13 protein-coding genes, 1 tRNA gene and 4 pseudogenes are annotated in these 17,470 nt (G+C 72.5%); 5 read left to right on the top strand and 13 right to left on the bottom strand.

Annotated features, from left to right (window positions below):
• Both ACZ5CW_RS17150 and ACZ5CW_RS17145 read right to left on the bottom strand, forming a co-directional pair.
• Positions 1-987: a carbohydrate ABC transporter permease gene (locus ACZ5CW_RS17150; RefSeq protein ID WP_468601961.1), complete on the bottom strand. Its 987-nt coding sequence runs from the start codon at positions 985-987 to the stop codon at positions 1-3.
• Positions 988-995: 8 nt separating this feature from the next.
• Positions 996-2,312, bottom strand: coding sequence for an ABC transporter substrate-binding protein (locus tag ACZ5CW_RS17145; protein ID WP_468601959.1), 1,317 nt, complete (start codon positions 2,310-2,312; stop codon positions 996-998).
• Between the two features lie 196 nt (positions 2,313-2,508).
• On the opposite strand from ACZ5CW_RS17145, the gene ACZ5CW_RS17140 reads away from it, so the two are divergent.
• Both ACZ5CW_RS17140 and ACZ5CW_RS17135 read left to right on the top strand, forming a co-directional pair.
• Positions 2,509-3,798, top strand: a complete 1,290-nt coding sequence (locus ACZ5CW_RS17140; protein ID WP_468601957.1) for an ROK family transcriptional regulator — start codon at positions 2,509-2,511, stop codon at positions 3,796-3,798.
• A 138-nt stretch (positions 3,799-3,936) separates the two neighbouring features.
• Positions 3,937-4,656, top strand: coding sequence for a leucine-rich repeat domain-containing protein (locus tag ACZ5CW_RS17135; RefSeq protein WP_468601955.1), 720 nt, complete (start codon positions 3,937-3,939; stop codon positions 4,654-4,656).
• Positions 4,657-4,698: 42 nt separating this feature from the next.
• On the opposite strand, the gene ACZ5CW_RS17130 is transcribed toward ACZ5CW_RS17135, so the two are convergent.
• The 7 genes and pseudogenes from ACZ5CW_RS17130 to ACZ5CW_RS17100 form a co-directional block, all read right to left on the bottom strand.
• A complete protein-coding gene (locus ACZ5CW_RS17130; protein WP_468601953.1) occupies positions 4,699-5,343 on the bottom strand; it encodes a response regulator transcription factor in 645 nt (214 codons plus the stop codon).
• Positions 5,295-6,590 carry a sensor histidine kinase gene (locus ACZ5CW_RS17125; protein WP_468601951.1) on the bottom strand — a complete coding sequence of 432 codons (1,296 nt, stop codon included), beginning with the start codon at positions 6,588-6,590 and terminating at the stop codon, positions 5,295-5,297. The genes ACZ5CW_RS17130 and ACZ5CW_RS17125 overlap by 49 nt, the downstream gene beginning before the upstream one ends.
• 101 nt (positions 6,591-6,691) lie before the next feature.
• Entirely contained in the window at positions 6,692-7,465 is a 774-nt protein-coding gene (locus tag ACZ5CW_RS17120) for a CPBP family intramembrane glutamic endopeptidase (protein WP_468601949.1), read from the bottom strand.
• A gap of 166 nt (positions 7,466-7,631) precedes the next feature.
• Positions 7,632-9,698, bottom strand: a complete 2,067-nt coding sequence (gene fusA, locus ACZ5CW_RS17115) for an elongation factor G (RefSeq protein WP_468601947.1) — start codon at positions 9,696-9,698, stop codon at positions 7,632-7,634.
• A gap of 419 nt (positions 9,699-10,117) precedes the next feature.
• Positions 10,118-11,140 carry a nucleotidyl transferase AbiEii/AbiGii toxin family protein gene (locus ACZ5CW_RS17110; RefSeq protein ID WP_468601945.1) on the bottom strand — a complete coding sequence of 341 codons (1,023 nt, stop codon included), beginning with the start codon at positions 11,138-11,140 and terminating at the stop codon, positions 10,118-10,120.
• 93 nt (positions 11,141-11,233) lie between these two features.
• Positions 11,234-11,321: transfer RNA gene (locus ACZ5CW_RS17105), tRNA-Leu, on the bottom strand.
• Positions 11,322-11,510: 189 nt separating this feature from the next.
• Positions 11,511-12,713, bottom strand: a pseudogene (locus ACZ5CW_RS17100) (aldehyde dehydrogenase family protein); the annotation flags it as partial.
• Here ACZ5CW_RS17100 and ACZ5CW_RS17095 point away from each other — a divergent pair.
• A pseudogene (locus tag ACZ5CW_RS17095) lies at positions 12,606-12,923 on the top strand (MFS transporter); the annotation flags it as partial. The pseudogenes ACZ5CW_RS17100 and ACZ5CW_RS17095 sit on opposite strands and share 108 nt — an antisense overlap.
• A 65-nt stretch (positions 12,924-12,988) precedes the next feature.
• On the opposite strand, the gene ACZ5CW_RS17090 reads toward ACZ5CW_RS17095, so the two are convergent.
• The 4 genes from ACZ5CW_RS17090 to ACZ5CW_RS17075 form a co-directional block, all read right to left on the bottom strand.
• Positions 12,989-13,666, bottom strand: a complete 678-nt coding sequence (locus tag ACZ5CW_RS17090) for a GntR family transcriptional regulator (RefSeq protein ID WP_468601943.1) — start codon at positions 13,664-13,666, stop codon at positions 12,989-12,991.
• A 182-nt stretch (positions 13,667-13,848) separates the two neighbouring features.
• Positions 13,849-14,796: a beta-ketoacyl-ACP synthase III gene (locus tag ACZ5CW_RS17085; protein ID WP_468601941.1), complete on the bottom strand. Its 948-nt coding sequence runs from the start codon at positions 14,794-14,796 to the stop codon at positions 13,849-13,851.
• 139 nt (positions 14,797-14,935) lie between these two features.
• Positions 14,936-15,064 (bottom strand): MFS transporter small subunit, encoded by a 129-nt coding sequence (locus ACZ5CW_RS17080; RefSeq protein WP_468601939.1) that lies wholly within the window; start codon positions 15,062-15,064, stop codon positions 14,936-14,938.
• Positions 15,039-16,367, bottom strand: a complete 1,329-nt coding sequence (locus ACZ5CW_RS17075) for an OFA family MFS transporter (RefSeq protein ID WP_468601937.1) — start codon at positions 16,365-16,367, stop codon at positions 15,039-15,041. Before ACZ5CW_RS17075 ends, ACZ5CW_RS17080 begins: the two co-directional genes overlap by 26 nt.
• A gap of 68 nt (positions 16,368-16,435) precedes the next feature.
• Here ACZ5CW_RS17075 and ACZ5CW_RS17070 point away from each other — a divergent pair.
• Positions 16,436-16,897: pseudogene (locus ACZ5CW_RS17070) on the top strand (ketopantoate reductase family protein); the annotation flags it as partial.
• Positions 16,894-17,469, top strand: a pseudogene (locus ACZ5CW_RS17065) (molybdopterin oxidoreductase family protein); the annotation flags it as partial. The pseudogenes ACZ5CW_RS17070 and ACZ5CW_RS17065, both read left to right, overlap by 4 nt.
• Between the last annotated feature and the right edge of the window lies 1 nt (position 17,470).

Genomic DNA, 17,470 nt, shown 5'->3' with positions numbered 1-17,470 from the left:
CTAGACATCGACGGCCTTCCGTCCGCGGGAGGTGAACAGCAGGTACACACCGGTCACGACCAGCAGGAAGAGCAGCAGCAGCACGGACATCGCCGAGCCGGTGCCGAAGTTCCAGGTGACGAAGGAGGCTTGGTAGATGTGCACCGAGATGAGGTCGGCGGCCTCCGGGGCGGCCTTGCCGAACAGGACGTACGGGGTGTTGAAGTCGTTGAACGTCCACAGGAACAGCACCAGGACCAGGACCTGGTTGACGGGGCGCAGCGACGGCAGGGTGATGCGGCGGATCTGCTGCCATATCCCGGCGCCGTCCAGCGCGGCGGCCTCGTACAGCTCCTTCGGGATGTTCTGCAGTCCGGCCATCACGATGAGGAAGGCGAACGGCCAGCCCTTCCAGACCGACACGGTCAGCAGGGCGTAGAAGCTGTTGTCGCCGATGAGCCAGAAGGAGGGCTTGTCGGTGAGGTGCAGCTGGTCGTGCAGGACGTGGTTCACCAGACCGTTGTCGTGCTGGAACATGAACACCCAGGTGATGACGGCCGCGTAGACGGGCAGCGCGTACGGCACCAGGAACAGCGCGCGCAGCAGTCCGCGGCCGCGGAAGGTGTCCTGCATGCAGATCGCGGCGGCCGTGCCGATGAGCCAGCACAGGCCGACCGACAGCAGGGTGAAGCCGACGGTGACGAAGAAGGAGTGCAGCAGGGCCTCGCCGACGGGGGCGTCGAAGTCCACCGACACCTTGTAGTTGTCGAGACCCGACCAGGGGGCGGTCCCCCAGTCGCGGATGTAGAACTGGGTGAGTTCCTTGAAGCTCATCACGATGCCGATGACCATCGGCACCAGGTGGACGAGGAGTTCGAGGAACAGGGCGGGCAGGAGCAGCAGGTACGGCAGTCCGATGCGGCGGATCCGCCCGGTGCGGCGGCGGTTGTCGCGCGCCGCACCGGGGGACGTCTGACGCACCGGCTCCTTCAGAGCGGTGGTGGTCATGGTCCTGGTCACGCCTTCGGCATCTGCTGCTGGGCCTTCTCCAGCTTGGCCTTGACCGAGTCGGCGGAGATCGCGCGTCCGGCGGCGGCGTCGGCGAACAGCTCCTTGACGGCCGTGCCGACCGCCGTCTCGAACTGCGACTCGGCGGCCACCTGGGGCAGCGCGGCGGCGCTGGTGGCGAGGGTGTTCTTCAGCACCGAGGTGGCGGGGGCGTTGAACGCGGCGTCGCTCTGCGCGGCCTTGACCGGCGGGATGGAGGTGTAGGCCTTGTTGAGGATCTTCTGTTCCTCGTCGCTGGTCATGAACTTCACGAACTTCGTGGCGCCGTCCAGGTTGTGGCTGTTCTTGAAGACGGCGATGTTGATGCCGGCGACCATCGAGTTGGTCTGGGCGCCGGTGCCGGGGGTGCCGGACTGTACGGGCACGGGGGCGACGCCGTAGTCGTCCTCGCTCATCCCCTGGGACTTGAGGTTGGCGGCGGCGGACTGCCACAGCAGCATGGCCTGCTTGCCCTTGGCGAAGTCGCTGACGGACTGGTTCTGCGCGTACTCGGCGTCGCCGGTCGGGATGACCTTGTCCTTGGCCATGAGGTCGACGTACTGCTTGACCGCCTCGACCACCTTGGGGTTGGTGAAGTCGGGCTTGCCGTCGGCGGTGAAGAAGTCGGCGCCGTGCTGCTTGGCGAAGACGAAGACGTGGTGGATGTTCTCCGACACGTTCGCGCCCTCGGCGCCGAGCACCGACTTGCCCTCGACCTTGATCTTCTTGCCGTCGGCGATCAGCTCGTCCCAGGTGGCGGGCGGCCTGGAGATCCCGGCCTCGGCGAAGATCTTCTTGTTGTAGTAGAGCGCGTACGACATCGAGTACAGCGGCACGGCGGCCGGGTCCTTGCCCGAGGCGCCGGTGGAGCCCAGCGCCGACTGCACGAACCGGTCCTTGCCGCCGATCTTCGCGAAGTTCTTCGCGTCCCACGCCTCGAGCGCGCCGGTCGCCTGCAGCGAGGCGCTCCAGGTGTTGCCGATGTTCAGCACGTCCGGGCCCTGACCGGAGGTGGTCGCCGTGAGGATGCGGTTGAGCAGGTCGGACCAGGGCACGACCTCCAGCTTCACCTTGATCCCGGTCTGCTTCTCGAACTTGTCGAGTTCGGGCTGGAGGACCTGCTTGTCGACGGCGATGCTGGCGCCCTGGTTGGAGGCCCAGTACGTGAGCGTCTTCGGTGAGTCGTTGGACCCGCTGCCGTTGGACGAACCGCCTCCGCAGGCCGTGGCCGCGAGGGCGAGAGACAAGGTCACGGCGCCTACGGCCGCGGCTCGGATGCTGCGCATGGCTCCTGGTGTCCCTTTCCGGGAGTCGAGAAGGCCGGGGGCCGCTGACGTGAGCCGACACCCCGTTCGGCCCACGCGACCCCCTCATGGCTTAATTTAGGACGTGAGTTAAACCTCAAGAGAAACGGACGTCAAGGGATACGGCAGCGGCAAACGGTCCGCAGGGCCGGAAAACCGCGGAAAAATGGGAGGCCAGGTGGCAGGGCTGAGCGGCCGCACGGTGCGTGACCTGCGGCGGGAGAGCCGGAGCGCCGTTCTGCAACGGTTGTATGTCGATGGGCCGATGAGCCGGCACGCGCTGGGCCCGGCGACCGGTCTGAGTTCGGGTTCCGTCAGCAACGTCGTCGCCGAGCTGCTCGCCGACGGCCTGGTGGAGGAGGCGGGGGTGGTCGGCGCGGACGTCGGCAGGCCGCGCCGGCTGCTGCGGGTCCGCCGGGAGAGCGGCCGGCTGATCGGGGTGGACATCGGCGAGACCCGGGTACGGGTGGAGCTGTTCGACCTTGGTCTGAGTGAACTGGCCCGCGCCGAACGCCCGTTGGGGCCGCGCGGGTACGAGGTGGACGCCGTCGTCGGCCATGTCGCGGACGGCGTCGCCGAGGTCCTGCGCGCGGCCGGCCTCGCCCCCGCCGATCTGCTCGGCGTCGGCATCGGCGTACCCGGCATCATCGAGACCACCGCAGAGGACGGGGCCGTCGTCCACGGGCAGACCATCGGCTGGGACGCGGTCCCCCTGGAACGGCTGCTGCGCTCCTCGGTCCGGCTGCCCGCGTACGTCCCGTACTTCGTCGACAACGGCGCCAAGGCGCTGGGACAGGCCGAGATGTGGTTCGGTGCGGGGCGCGGCGCGCGCAACGCCGTCGTGGTGCTCTTCGGTTCGGGCGTGGGCGCCTGTGTGGTCACCGAGGAGGCGGCCGAGGGGCGGGCGGTGGAATGGGGACACCTGACCGTGCGGGTCGGGGGGCGCCGGTGCCGGTGCGGGGCGCGCGGCTGCCTGGAGGCGTACGCGGGCGCGGAGGCGCTCGTGGCGCGCTGGCGGGAGGCGGGTGGACGGCCGTCGGCCGGGGCCGGCGAGGAGCGTGCGCTGACCGAGTTGCTCGCCGCGGCCCGCCCCGCCGACGGCGGGGCGCCCGACCCGGTGGCCGAGGCCGTCCTCACCGAGACCGCCGCGTATCTCGGCGCGGGCCTGTCCGACCTGATCAACCTCTTCCAGCCCGAACGGGTCCTGATCGGCGGCTGGGCGGGTCTGCAGCTCGGCGGCGGCTTCCTGGACCGGGTCCGCGAGCACGCCCTGGCGCAGGCGCTGCGCCACCCCGCGTCCCGGGTGGGCATCGAGCTGGGCCGGCTCGGCCCGGACGCGGTGACGGTGGGCGCCGCGGTCCTTCCGCTGGCCGCGTTCTTCGCCACGGGCGGCCGCCGCCCCCGCCCGGCGCCGGATCAGGCGCCGTCGCCCGCATGGCGGGCAGCGGTGCAGGGGCGGTTGGCGTGACCGGGGCGTACACGGGCCTGTCGCCCGGCTCGGCAGACAGTGTCCGTCAGTCCGGTCGGGCACGGAACTCCGGTACCGATCGGGCCCGGACATCAGTGGGGACTGGCATCGCCGCCCCACCGAGGAAAGGATGGGGCCATGCGGCACGTACTGAACCTATGGCGTCAACAGCTGGGCGACGTGCCCGAGTCGGTCTGGCGGCGGACGGAACTCCAGGTGCTGATCCTCGCGGACAACGGGCTCACGGATCTCCCGTCCGGGATCGGGCGGCTGCGCCGGCTGACCACCCTGGACCTCGGCCACAACCGTCTCACCGCGGTACCCGACGAGCTGGGCGACCTGACCCGGCTCAGCGGCTGCCTCTACCTGCACGACAACGAGTTGTCCGAGATCCCGGCCGCCCTCGGCGGCCTGACGCGGCTGCGCTACCTCAACGTCGGCGAGAACGCCCTCACCGCCCTTCCCGACGCGATCGGCCGCATGACCGCGCTGATCGAACTCCGGGCGCAGCACAACCGGCTGACCACGCTGCCCGACGCCATCGGAGGCCTCGGCGCCCTGCGCGAACTCTGGCTCCGGGGCAACGCGGTCGAGAGCCTGCCGCCGTCCACGGCCCGCCTGCACGAACTGCGCCACCTGGACCTGCGGGAGAACGCCCTCGCCGAACTCCCGGAAGCGCTGGCCGGCCTGCCCCGGCTGCGGCAACTCGACGTGCGGAGCAACCGTCTCGTCTCGCTGCCGGAATGGGTCGTCGACATGGCCTCGCTGGAGAAGCTGGACCTGCGCTGGAATCCCTGCGAACCCTCCCCGCGGACGCTGGCCGAACTGGAGCGGCGGGGATGCGTCGTCCTGACGTGAGGAGGGAGAACACGGCGGTGCGGGCGAGGCCGCGTTGCGTTCCTACCCCTTCAAGAACGCCAGGACCGCCAGCACGCGCCGGTTGGCCTCCGGCGACTGCGCTATGCCCAGTTTGCCGAAGATCGACGCGATGTGTTTCGCCACCGCGCTCTCGCTGACGTGCAGAGCCTGGGCGATCGCCGTGTTGGAGCGGCCCTCGGCCATCAGGGCGAGGACGTCGTGCTCGCGCGGAGTCAGGGAGCCGATGCGGCCTCGCTTCTCGCTGCGGGTCAGGAGCTTGGCGATGACCTGGGGATCCATCACCGTGCCGCCGGAGGCGACCGTGCGCAGGGCGTCGATGAACTGGGCGGTGTGGGTGACACGCTCCTTGAGCAGGTAGCCGACGGCGCCCTCGCCGGAGGCGAGCAGCTCGTGTGCGTAGAGCTGCTCGACGTACTGGGAGAGGATCAGCACGGGCAGGGCGGGCCGGGCACGGCGGGCGGCGAGCGCCGCCTTCAGGCCCTCGTCGGTATGGGTCGGTGGCAGGCGGATGTCGACGACCGCCACGTCGAGGTCGGTCACCTCCAGGGCCCGTGCCAGCGCGGGGCCGTTGTCGACCGAGGCGACGACCTCGCAGCCGTGTTCGCGCAGGGTGCGGGTCAGGCCGTCGCGGAGGAGGAAGAGGTCTTCGGCGAGGACGACGCGCACGGGATCTCCAGGGTCACGGTGGTCGGTCCGCCCGGCGGGCTGTGCAGGGCGAGCGTGCCGTCGAAGGTACCCAACCGGCGCCGGACGCCCAGCAGTCCGGTCCCGGCGGCCGGGTCCGCGCCGCCGTGGCCGTCGTCGGTGAGGTCGACGCGCAGGGTCTCGTCAGCGTGCGCGAGTGAGATGTCCACCCGGCTCGCGCCCGCGTGCTTGGCCGCGTTGGCGAGGAGTTCACCGACCGCGAAGTAGGCGGCCGACTCGACGGGGGCGGGCAGCCGGGCCGCCGGCAGGCTAACGTCCACCTCGACGTCCAGGTGGCTGTCCAGGGCCAGGGAGCGGACCGCGTCGGCCAGGCCCCGGTCGGCCAGGACCGGGGGGTGGACACCGTGGGCGAGGTCGCGCAGATCCTGCAGGGCGCGTTCGGAGGTGGCGCGGACGTCGCCGAGGAGGGCGCGAGCGCCGTCGAGGTCGGTGTGCAGCAGGCGGATCGCCTCGTCCAGGGCGAGCCCCAGAGCCACCAGCCGTGCCTGGGCGCCGTCGTGCAGATCCCGTCCGATGCGGGTGAGTTCGGCCGCGTGCACGTCCAGGGCGGCGGCCCGGGTGTCGGTCAGCCGGGCCACCCGCCGGGCCAGTTCGGTGGAGCGCGGCGCGGACAGCAGACGGCGGGTGACGCGGGCGTGCAGCAGGGTCACGCCCGGTGCCAGGCGCAGGCCCGCCGCCATGAAGACCAGCCCCAGCAGCAGGGCCGCCACCATCGTGGGCACCGAGGTGACGGGAACGAAGGCGTACCAGTTGCCCTCGCCCAGCCGGCGCCACACGAACGGCTGGACGAACACGCCGAACGCCCCGTACTCGACCAGCGCGAGCGGCACCGACGCCAGCAGCCCGCCCGTGCACGGCTCCAGCCAGGCCCAGCGCAGGTCGTGCCGGAAACCGTCGTCTCCGAGGAGCGCGGCGCCGCGCCGACGGGCCGTGGTGCCCGTGGGGAGTGGGTCGGGCGGGCTGAGGGGGCGGCCGGTGCGGCGGGCCGCGCGGGCACGGTGGCGGTCGGCCACGCGGCGCAGGACCGACGCCGCCGGAGGCAGCAGCCGCAGGCCGGGCCCCAGGGGCAGCAGCACCAGGGCCGCGCCCACCAGCAACCCGGCACCGGACGCCAGGAAGGCCGTCAGCCAGATGACCTGGCACTGGCCCAGGGCGGCCCAGTCACCGCGCCAAAAGCGCTGGGCCGCGTCCGTCCCGGCCGGCGTCATGATCCGCCGTCGCTCGGTCGCGGCGAGCGACCACGGCCGGGCGCCGGCCCCTCACCGCCGGCACGGCCACCGAACAACCCCGCCCCGTACACCTGTCTCACTCACCCCGCAGTCGCCGGGATCGTAACAACCGACCGCCGCCCGGACCGCCACACCCACGGCACCGCCGCCACGGCGCAGGCGAGCCCGAACAGCACCATGGGCGCCGCCCTGCCGGTCTCCTCGTCCATGAACAGCAGCATTCCGAGGTTGACCAGGGCGTGGAAGCCACCGGCGAGCAGCAGGCGGCGGCCTCCCGTCTCCTCCTCCAGGGCCAGGCCCAGGACGACGGACATGGCGACCGTGGCCAGCAGGAAGCCGGCCGCGTAGGCCGGGCTCCGCGTCAGTACCTGGACGTGCCACAGCCCCCACACCGTCCCGACGGCCGCCGACGCGGTGAGCGGACCGAAGCGGAGGCGCAGCACAGGCTGCAGCAGGCAGCGCCAGCCGATCTCCTCACCGCAGGCGCCGAGGAGCTGGGCGAGCACGATCAGGAGGAAGGAGTGGTGCAGGGTGCGTGGGTCGGTGGTGTGGGCGGTACCGGTGAGGAGGGCGTAGGAGACCGCCGACACAAGGATCGGCACCGGTGCAGTGAGGAGCAGCGGCCACCACCGGCGGACCGCACGTCCTGGCGTCCCGGCGAGCAGCCGCCTGGTCCGGGACGGCCACAGCAGGGCCACCGCGGCCACGCCCAGCGCCGGCCCGAACTGGGTCAACTGCAGGACCTCATCAGGGATTCCGGTGGCCGGCTGCACGGCTCCCAGCACTCCGGCCGCGACGAAGGCGACCACCGAGTAGATCCCTGCCTGTGCTGCGCACCGCTGTCTCTTCCGCATGGCTACGACGATGCCGGGGGACCGGCGCACGCGGACTGCACCTGATTGCCGAAGGGACCTGTACCTGGCACCACCCTGTGGGCGGGCGGGGACGACGGGCGGTCCGTGCCGCGAACCCGTGGGCTCGTGGCACGGACCGCCGGCGCCGCGCCGGTCGCCGCCTCGCTCACCGGCCCCGTACCGGTCCTGGCGCCGGGGCCAGGGCGTAGCCGGCGGGCCGGGTCGTGAAGGTGCCCCGGCCCCTGGTCCGGCTGCGCAGCCGGGTCGCGTAGCCGAACAGTTCCGCCAGCGGCACCGTCGCGGTCACCGCCGCCGCGCCGCCGCGCGTCCCGGAGCCGCCGACGCGCCCGCGCCGGGCGGCCAGGTCCCCGAGCACACCGCCGAGCGCGTCCTCCGGCACGGTCACCGTGACCTCGGCGACCGGTTCGAGCAGGGCCGTCGCGCAGGCGCGCAGGGCCTCGCGGAGACCGAGCCGGCCCGCGGTGCGGAAGGCCGTGTCGGAGGAGTCCTTCACGTGCGTGGAGCCGTCGGTGAGCGTGACCCGCAGGCCGGTCACCGGGTGCCCGCCGAGCGGACCCTCGGCGAGGGCGTCCCGGCATCCGGTCTCGACCGCGCGCACGTACTCCTGCGGCACCCGCCCGCCGACGACGGCGGAACGGAACTCGAAGCCGGTGCCGCCCGGTTCCGGGCCGAGCGGTTCCACGTCGAGCACGACATGGGCGAACTGCCCGGCCCCGCCGTCCTGTTTGACATGCCGGAACACGAACCCGGTCACCGAGCCGACGACGGTCTCGCGGTAGGCGACCCGGGGACGGCCCACGGTGACCTCCGGTCCCCCGTCGCGGCGGATCTTCTCCACCGCGACCTCCAGGTGGAGTTCGCCCATCCCGGACAGCACGGTCTGCCCGGTCTCGGCGTCGGTGCGCACGAGCAGCGAGGGGTCCTCCTCCGCGAGCCGCGCCAGCGCCGTCGCCAGCCGGCCGGTGTCCGTGGCGCGCCGCGCCTTGACCGCCACGGACACCACGGGCTCGGCGGACACGGGCGGCTCCAGGAGCAGCGGGGCGGCGGGGTCGCACAGCGTGGAGCCGGTCCGGGCCGACTTCACGCCCGCCAGCGCGACGATGTCACCGGCGACCGCCCGGTCGAGCCGGGCGTGCCGGTCCGCCGTGACACGCAGGATCCGCGCCACGCGCTCGGTACGTCCGGTGCCCGGGTCCCACACGGTGTCCCCCTTCTCGATCGTGCCCGAATAGACGCGCACGTAGGTCAGCCGTCCGGTGGCGCTCGCGTTCACCTTGAACACCAGTGCCGCGAACGGTGCTTCGGGATCGGCGGCCCGCGGCTGCCCGGTGCCCTCGTGGACACCGCGCACGGCGGGCACGTCGAGCGGCGACGGCAGGTAGGCCACCACCGCGTCCAGCAGTGGTTCGATGCCGCGGTTGCGGTAGGCGGAGCCGCACAGGACGACCACGCCGTCTCCGCTGCGGGTGAGGTCGCGCAGGGTGGCGGCGAGGGTCGCGGCGGAGAGCGTCTCCCGGTCGCAGAACTCCTCCAGGGCGGCCGGATGCAGTGCGGCCACCGCTTCCTCCAGTGCCCTGCGCCGCCGTGCCGCCTCCTCCCGCAGTTCCTGCGGCACCGGCCCTTCGACGGCCGTACCGTCGCCGTCCGCCCAGATGAGGGAGCGCATGCCGACCAGGTCCACCACTCCCCTGAACCCGTCCTCGGCCCCGATCGGCAACTGGACGACGAGCGGGGCCGGGTGGAGGCGTTCCCTGATCGAGTCGACGGCCCGGTCGAGGTCGGCGCCGGCGCGGTCCAGCTTGTTGACGAACGCGATCCTCGGTACGCCGTGCCGGTCGGCCTGCCGCCACACCGACTCGCTCTGCGGCTCGACCCCGGCGACGGCGTCGAACACGGCGATCGCCCCGTCGAGGACGCGCAGCGACCGCTCGACCTCGTCGGCGAAGTCGACATGGCCGGGGGTGTCGATGAGGTTGACGCGGTGTCCGTCCCAGGCGCAGCTCACCGCGGCGGCGAAGATCGTGATGCCGCGGTCGCGTTCCTGCGGGTCGAAGTCGGTGACGGTGGTGCCGTCGTGCACCTCGCCCCGCTTGTGGGTGGTGCCCGTCGCGTACAGGATCCGCTCGGTGACGGTGGTCTTGCCGGCGTCGACGTGGGCGAGGATGCCGAGGTTGCGGACGGTGGCGAGAGGGGTGGTGAGGTCGGTGCGCACGGCCCGGTGCCTTTCGGAAGATGTCGTTCACAAGGGCAGCGCGATGTCCCGTACGCCGAGGGGACAGCAGGGTGCGGCGGCGGCCGGGCACATGTGCCGGGCGGGCGGCCGGGGTGTCAGCGGGGCGTCACGGGCATCCGGTGCCGGCCGCGCAGCGGGCACCGGAGGGACGAGGACACGAGGATCACCTCGGTCCGCGAAGGGGGAACGACGACGGCGGTACGGTCACGCACGGCCCGGCTCCCCTCATGTCCCACACCTCATGGAGCGCGCCGCGGTGGTGTCCGTGCGGCGCGCGATGCATGAGCGAGTCTAGGAAGAGGATCAGTCGGCGCGTACCGATTTTCCTGCCGGGCACAGCGCGCCGACGGCGTCCGGCCGCAGACCTCTCGGTGACGGCCGCACCCGGCGGCCCGGTGTCACCCGACGAGCGGTCGCAGTGCCCGGGAGAGCCGGCGAAGCCACTCCCGTTCCGTCCCCCGCACCCAGGGATGCTCCTGCCGGAAGCCGTCCCAGTCCACGTCCCAGCGCAGGGGCGCGGCCGGGCACAGCGCGTCCTCCGCCACGGCCGCCGTGCCTCGGAACACGGCCCGCAGCAGCCGGGGCGGCAGCTTCGTGCCCTCCGACTCGGCGAGGAGCACCGCGTCGTACAGGTCCTTGCCCCGCGCCCGGCCGCCGTCCCGGCTGTCGGTGTGCAGCCACAGCAGCTTCCAGGCCAGGGACAGTTCCCGGCTCGCGGTCCGTACCGCCGTGGGACGTCCGCCGTCGGCGCGGGGTATCGGCGTCCACACCGGCGGTTCGGGGAGCCGTTCGTCCCCGGCGAAGTCCAGCTGTACCTCGCCGGGACTCAGGCCGTCCGCGTGCCAGGGGACGAGCAGCCGTACACCGGGCGTGTCGTCGTACGCGTACGTCCACGCGCCGTCCACGCGCGCGTTCGCCGCGTCGAGGAGCACACCGGGGGCGGCCCGCGGGCGCTCGGCGATCCGCTCGAGGAGGTCCAGGTACGGGAGGCCGGTGTCCCTGGCGTCCTCGTCGTACAGCCAGGACAGTCCTTCGGGCGGAAGGACCGGTCGCCGGCCGTCGGTGTCGAACTCCTCGTCCGTCCACATCTCGTACCGGGCGGCACCGTCGGCGGCCTCGGGCCACTGCTGCACGGTGTCGAGCCGGTCGACGTAGGGGTACGGGTCCAGCGGATCCACCCCGACGGCGTCCTTCAGGACCACCCAGTCGAGGTCGGCGGGCTCGCGCGCGGCGTCGCCCACCCATGCCGGCATGACCATGCTGCCGCGCAGCATCAGACTCCCGCTCCAGGGAGCGTCCGCGACGAGGGCCAGCACATGGTCCAGGGCCGCGCGCCGGACCGTCGCCGAGTCCTCGGTGCGCGTGCCGGCCCCCGTGCGGACCGTTGCGTCCGGCTCGCTGTCGCCCCCTGTTGTGTCCACGGGGCAGACCGTAGCGGTCCCCACCGACAACGACGGGGCGGGGCGGCCGCGTACGACGAAAGAACCCCATGGCCGCGGCCATGGGGTTCTCGCTGGTGTCCGAGGGGGGACTTGAACCCCCACGCCCGATAAAGGGCACTAGCACCTCAAGCTAGCGCGTCTGCCATTCCGCCACCCGGACAAGGTGTCTGTCGCCCGACGGGGTCTTCCCCGCGGCGACGAGACAACAATACCAAGGTTTCGGAGTGCGTTTCACCTGCGTATCCGTCCGCGGGGCAGCGGCCCGGGCGCCCCCGGCCGCCGGATCGCCGACTGTATGCAGTTGGCGAGATCCCGCCTACGGTACGTAAGGATCACGGCGGGACGGGGCTCACGGCATGAGGCGGTACTCGGGAAAGTTCCCGGGCAGCCGCTCCCCCGCCGGGCCCCGGGTGACGGCTCGCACCAGCAGGTCGCCGCCGACGAAGGCGCCGCGCCAGGAGGCCCCGGACCCGCCGAACAGCTCGTCCCGGTCGCCTCGGGAGCGCGGCACGCCGTGACCGGTCTTGAAGGCGCGGATCTGCGGGGCGAGCCGGTCGTAAGCGGCCCGCTCGTCCGTGGCGAGGGTGGCCACCAGCGCGCCGTTGGAGACGTTCATGGCGACCAGCAGCTCGGCCTCGGTGTCGACCAGGACGATCGTGTCGACGGGACCGAAGGGTTCCGCGTGGTGCAGCGGGGAGGAGGGTGGCGGGTTGAGAAGGGTCACGGGGTGGACGTACGCGGAGGTGCCCTGCCCGGGCAGGAAGCGCGCGGCGTCGGGCCGCCCGCGGTGCAGGGGTACGGCGCCCCGGTCGACCGCCTCGGCGACCTGGTCGGCCGCGTTGATCAGCGGTCCGAAGTCCGGATCGGGGAGCGGGTCGCAGGGGTCGGTGACGGCGAGCGGGTGGCCGACCCGGACGGCCCGGACCGCCGGCAGGTAGGCGGCCAGGAACGCGTCGAACAGGGAGCGCTGCACGACGAAGCGCGGATAGGCGGTGCACCGCTGCTTGCCGTAGTCGAAGAGCTTGGGGATCAGGGCGGCCGGCCGCGGCCAGTCGGAGAAGTCCCAGACGCCCCAGGTGTTGAGTCCCTCCTGTCCCAGGATGTGCCGTTTGCCGAGGTCGGCCACGGCGGTGGCGACGGCGGCGCCGGTGTCGCGGCCGCCGACGAAGGACACGCAGCCGATCTCCGGTGCCCGGACCAGCGCCTGGTTCAGCTCGCGGCCGCTGCCGCCGACCAGGGTGACGGGCACCCCCTCGCGGGCCGCCAGCGCGGCCGCGAGGGTGAGACACGCCACGCCACCGTCGGTCGGGGTCTTGGCGATGACCGCGTTGCCCGCCAGGGCCTGCACGAGAACGGCGTGCGCGAGGAGGCTCATCGGGTAGTTCCAGCTGGCGATGTTGGAGACGGGTCCGTCCAGCGGGGCGCGGCCGGCGAGCATGGGCGGCTGTTCCTGTTCTTCGCCTTCCTCTCCGGCTTCGGCGGCGGCGCGTTCTACCCGATGTTCGCGGCACTGACCCCGGACTACTTCGGCGAGAACTACAACGCCACCAACTACAGCCTGGTGTACAGCGGCAAGCTGGTCAGCGGCCTGTTCGGCGGCGGCCTCGGCTCGATGGTGGTCGGCGCCTGGGGATACGACGGCGCCTACGCGCTGGCCGGCGGGGTCTCGATGGTGGCGGCGGCGCTCGCCCTGCTGCTGCGGCAGCCGGGCCGGGCCGGCGGAGAGGCGGTGCCGGTCGGGGAGCCGCGGCCGGCCTCCTGACGCCCTGTCCGCCCTTCCGTCCCCCGTCCGGTGATCCGCTCACCGGAGGGGGGACGTCGCGCTGCTCAGCTCGCGTTCCGTTCGTGGTACGACCGCCTGGTGTGCTCGGTGTGCTCGCGCATCAGGTGGGTGGCGCGCTGCTCGTCACGGGCGGTGATCGCGGTGATCAGTTCGCGGTGCTCGATCCATGACTGCCGGCCGCGCTGCCGGGCCACCGGCGTGTAGTACCAGCGCACCCGCCGGTCGACCTGGGCGGCCAGTTCGCCGAGGACGGCGTTGCCGGCCAGCTCCATCACCTTGGCGTGGAAGGCCGCGTTGAGGGCGACCGCGCGGTCCACGTCCTCGGCCGCCACCGCCTTCTCGCCCTCGGCGCACAGCTCCTCGAGGACGGCGATGCCGGGGCCGTCCGCATGCGCGGCGGCCAGCCGGGCCGCCTCCGCCTCCAGCAGCGTGCGGACCGTCAGGAGCTGGTCGGCCTCCTCCTCGGTCGGCTCGTGCACGAACGCACCCTGGGCGGGCCGCAGATCGACCCAGCCCTCGGTGTTCAGCCGCTGCAGCGCCTCGCGCACCGGCTGCCGGGAGACGCCCAGGTGTCCGGCGAGTTCACTCTCCACGAGGTGCTGGCCGGGCTGCAGGGCGCGGGTGGTGATCAGCTCCAGCAGCGCCTCGTAGACACGGTCGCGCAACGGGCCGGGCCGTTCCAGCTTGGGCACGGCTCCCTGCGGCAGGCCGGTCGACAACATCGCGGTCCCCCTCCTGAGCTGGCTGCCGTGCACAGCGAACTGCCGTACACGGCGGGCTGTGCGCGGTCCACGGTGGACTGCCCACTATGAATTGTCTTTCGTCTACAGTCTACGGTGCACAAAAGCCAGAGGGAGCGGGAGTCGGGTGCGTCACGCCCTCCGGCGCGCCCCCGCGTGCGGTGTCACGGGCAGCGCACGACCTGCCCGGCGTACGACAGGTTGCCGCCGAAGCCGAACAGCAGGGCCGCGTCGCCGCTGCGGACCGCGCCCCGCTCGATCAGCTTGGACAGCGCGAGGGGGATGCTGGCCGCGGACGTGTTGCCCGACTCGGTGACGTCGCGTGCGATCACCGCGTCGACCGCGCCGATCTTGTGGGCGAGCGGCTCGATGATGCGCAGGTTGGCCTGGTGCAGGACGATCGCGGCGAGGTCGGCGGGCTCGACGCCGGCCCGCTCGCAGACGCGCCGGGCGATCGGCGGCAGCTGGGTGGTGGCCCAGCGGTAGACGCTCTGCCCCTCCTGGGCGAACCGGGGCGGCGTGCCCTCGATGCGCACCGCGTTGCCCATCTCCGGCACCGATCCCCACAGCACCGGCCCGATCCCGGGCTCCTGCCCCGGCCGGCACGCCTCGACCACCGCGGCCCCGGCCCCGTCGCCGACCAGGACGCAGGTGCTGCGGTCGCTCCAGTCGGTGACCTCGGACATCTTGTCGGCGCCGATGACCAGCGCCCGGGTCGCCGCGCCCGCCCGGACGGCGTGGTCGGCGGTGGCGAGGGCGTGGGTGAAGCCGGCGCAGACGACGTTGACGTCCATCGCGGCGGGCTGCGGGATGCCGAGGCGGGCGGCCACCCGGGCGGCGGTGTTCGGGGAGCGGTCGATCGCGGTCGAGGTCGCGACGAGGACCAGGTCGATGTCGCCCGGTGTGAGCCCCGCGGCGGCGAGCGCCTTGGCGGCGGCGTGCGCCGCGAGTTCGTCGACCGGTTCGTCCGGGCCCGCGATGTGCCGGGTCCGGATCCCCACCCGGCTGCGGATCCATGCGTCGCTGGTGTCGACCATGCCGGCCAGGTCGTCGTTGGTGAGCACCCTGGCGGGCTGGTAGTGGCCGACGGCGGCGATGCGCGAGCCGTTCATGTGGTGGGTTCCCCTCGGTGCCGTGGGTAGCGGGATCCACCAGTCTGATCAGTGACTCGCGGGTACGAGGGCAGGTGAAGCCACAGGAAACGGGCGCCCGGGTTGTCGGCTTCACTCAGACCCACGGACGCCCGCGTATTCATCCCGTGAACAACTGCGTCGCCTTCCGCACGAGTTCGTACACCCCGTAGGCGAGGGGCGCCGCCACCCACAGCCAGGCGAGCGCGATCAGGCCCCGTCGGCTAGGCGGACTGCTGTCGCTGGACATCGGCGGCCTCCCTCGGGGCGGGGATGTGGTGGCGGGCATGGACGGGGCGGACCAGTTCGTTGGCGGCGAAGCCGACCACGAGCAGGCCGATCATGATGCCGAAGGACAGCCCGTACAGCGCCGAGCCGTGTTTTCCGGCCGCCTCCTGCCGGTCGGCGATCCAGTTGACGATCAGCGGGCCCAGCACCCCGGCCGTGGACCATGCGGTGAGCAGGCGGCCGTGGATGGCACCGACCTGGTACGTGCCGAAGAGGTCTTTGAGATAGGCGGGGACGGTGGCGAAACCACCGCCGTAGAAGGAGAGGATCACCAGCGCGCACAGCACGAACAGCGGCTTGGCCGAGTCCCCGAACAGGGCGATGAGCAGGTACATCAGCGCGCCGACGCCGAGGTAGACGCGGTAGACGTTCTTGCGTCCGATGAGGTCGGAGGCGGACGACCAGCCGATCCGGCCGGCCATGTTCGCGGCCGACAGCAGCGCGACGAAGCCGGCGGCCGCCGAGGCCGACACCGGGGTGGAGCCGTCCGCGAAGAAGTCCGTGATCATGGGGGCGGCCTTCTCCAGGATGCCGATGCCGGCGGTGACGTTCGTGCACAGGACGACCCACAGGCACCAGAACTGGGGGGTGCGCACGGCCCTGCGGGCGGACACCTGGACGCCGTCGAGGGCGCTCGGCGCGCCGTCGGCCGGTTTCCCGGTGCGCGGCACGCGTACGAGGAGAACGCCGAGCGACATGAAGACCGCGTACGACAGGCCGTGCACGAGGAAGGCGAGCGCGATGCCGGAGTGGTCCGTGCCGAAGGACTGGAGCATCTGCGCCGACCAGGGCGAGGCGATCAGCGCGCCGCCGCCGAAGCCCATGATGGCGATGCCGGTGGCCATGCCGGGGCGGTCCGGGAACCACTTGATCAGGGTGGAGACGGGCGAGATGTACCCGATGCCGAGGCCGATCCCGCCGACGAAGCCGTAGCCGAGGACGATCAGCCAGTACTGCCGCGTCTGGGCGCCGAGTGCGGCGATCAGGAAGCCGGAGGAGAAGCAGACGAGGGCGACGGTCATGGCCCAGCGCGGGCCGTTGCGCTCGACGAGCGTGCCACCGAACGCGGCCGACAGCCCGAGCATCACGATCGCCAGCTGGAAGGGCAGCGCGCTGCGGGTGCCGTCGAGGTGCAGCGCGGACTCGAGGGAGGGTTTGAAGACGCTCCAGGCGTAGGCCTGGCCGATGGACAGGTGGACGGAGAGGGCGGCGGGCGGGACGAGCCAACGACTCCAGCCCGGGGGTGCGAGAGGGGGGCTGCTCATGGGGCCGGACGGTAGGGCGGCGCGAGGGAGTTGAGAAGGCGGGGCGTCGACCGTATGCGGTGAACGGTATGCGGCATGCGCTCAACGGTCACCTCGGTGGGGATCCTTGCGTCGCAGTCCTCGGCGCCGGTGCGACCGGCGCCTACGTGGGTGCCGCGCTCCACCGCGCCGGCGCCGATGTGCATCTCATCGCCCGTGGACCCCATCTCGCGGCCATGACGCGGCACGGGGTACGGGTGCTCAGCCCGCGCGGCGACTTCACCGCGCACCCCCACGCCACCGGCGACCCGGCCGAGATCGGCCCGGTGGACCACGTCTTCCTGGGCCTGAAGGCCCACGCGTACGCGGCGTGCGGGCCGCTGATCGCGCCGCTGCTGCACGAGCGCACCACCGTGGTGGCCGCGCAGAACGGCATCCCCTGGTGGTACTTCCACCGGCACGGCGGCCCCCACGACGGCCACCGCATCGAGAGCGTGGACCCGGGCGGCGCCGTCAGCGCGGTCCTCGCCCCCGAACGGGCCGTCGGCTGCGGTCGGTCTCCCCGGACCACCACGGGATGACGTACGCGCGACTGGCGGAGCACCGGGGCATCCAGTGGCCCTGTCCGGACCCCGACCGGCTCGAACCGACCTATCTGCACGGCCGGTTGTGGGAGAGCGACCCTGTCAGGCGCGGGGCCCCGGCACCGTTCGGGCTGGTCCGGCACGATCCGCCGGTCGACCTCACCGACGAGGAGTACCCGATCCGGCTCACCACCGGAAGGCGCCTGGACTCCTACAACACCGGTGTGCAGAGCGGTGGTTACGCCTCTCCGCTCAGGCGCGGCGAGTACGTCGAGCTGTGTCCGGAGGACGCCGAGCGGTACGGGGTCGCGGTCGGCGAGGAGGTCCGGGTGTCCTCGCGGCGCGGGACGGTGGTGGCACCGGTGTGGGTGGACACCGCGCTCCGGCCGGTCCTGGCCTTCATGACGATGCACTTTCCCGACGAGGTGGACACCAACCGGCTGACGATCGAGGCCAACTGCCCGATCGCGGGGACGGCGGAGTTCAAGGCGTCGGCGATCCGGATCGAGAAGCTCCCGGCCACGACGTACGCGAGGTGAG

This window comes from Streptomyces sp. NPDC031379, from assembly GCF_055569615.1.
The sequence above is the reverse complement of the archived record's forward strand: the minus strand, read 5'-3'. Positions and strand labels throughout refer to the sequence as shown.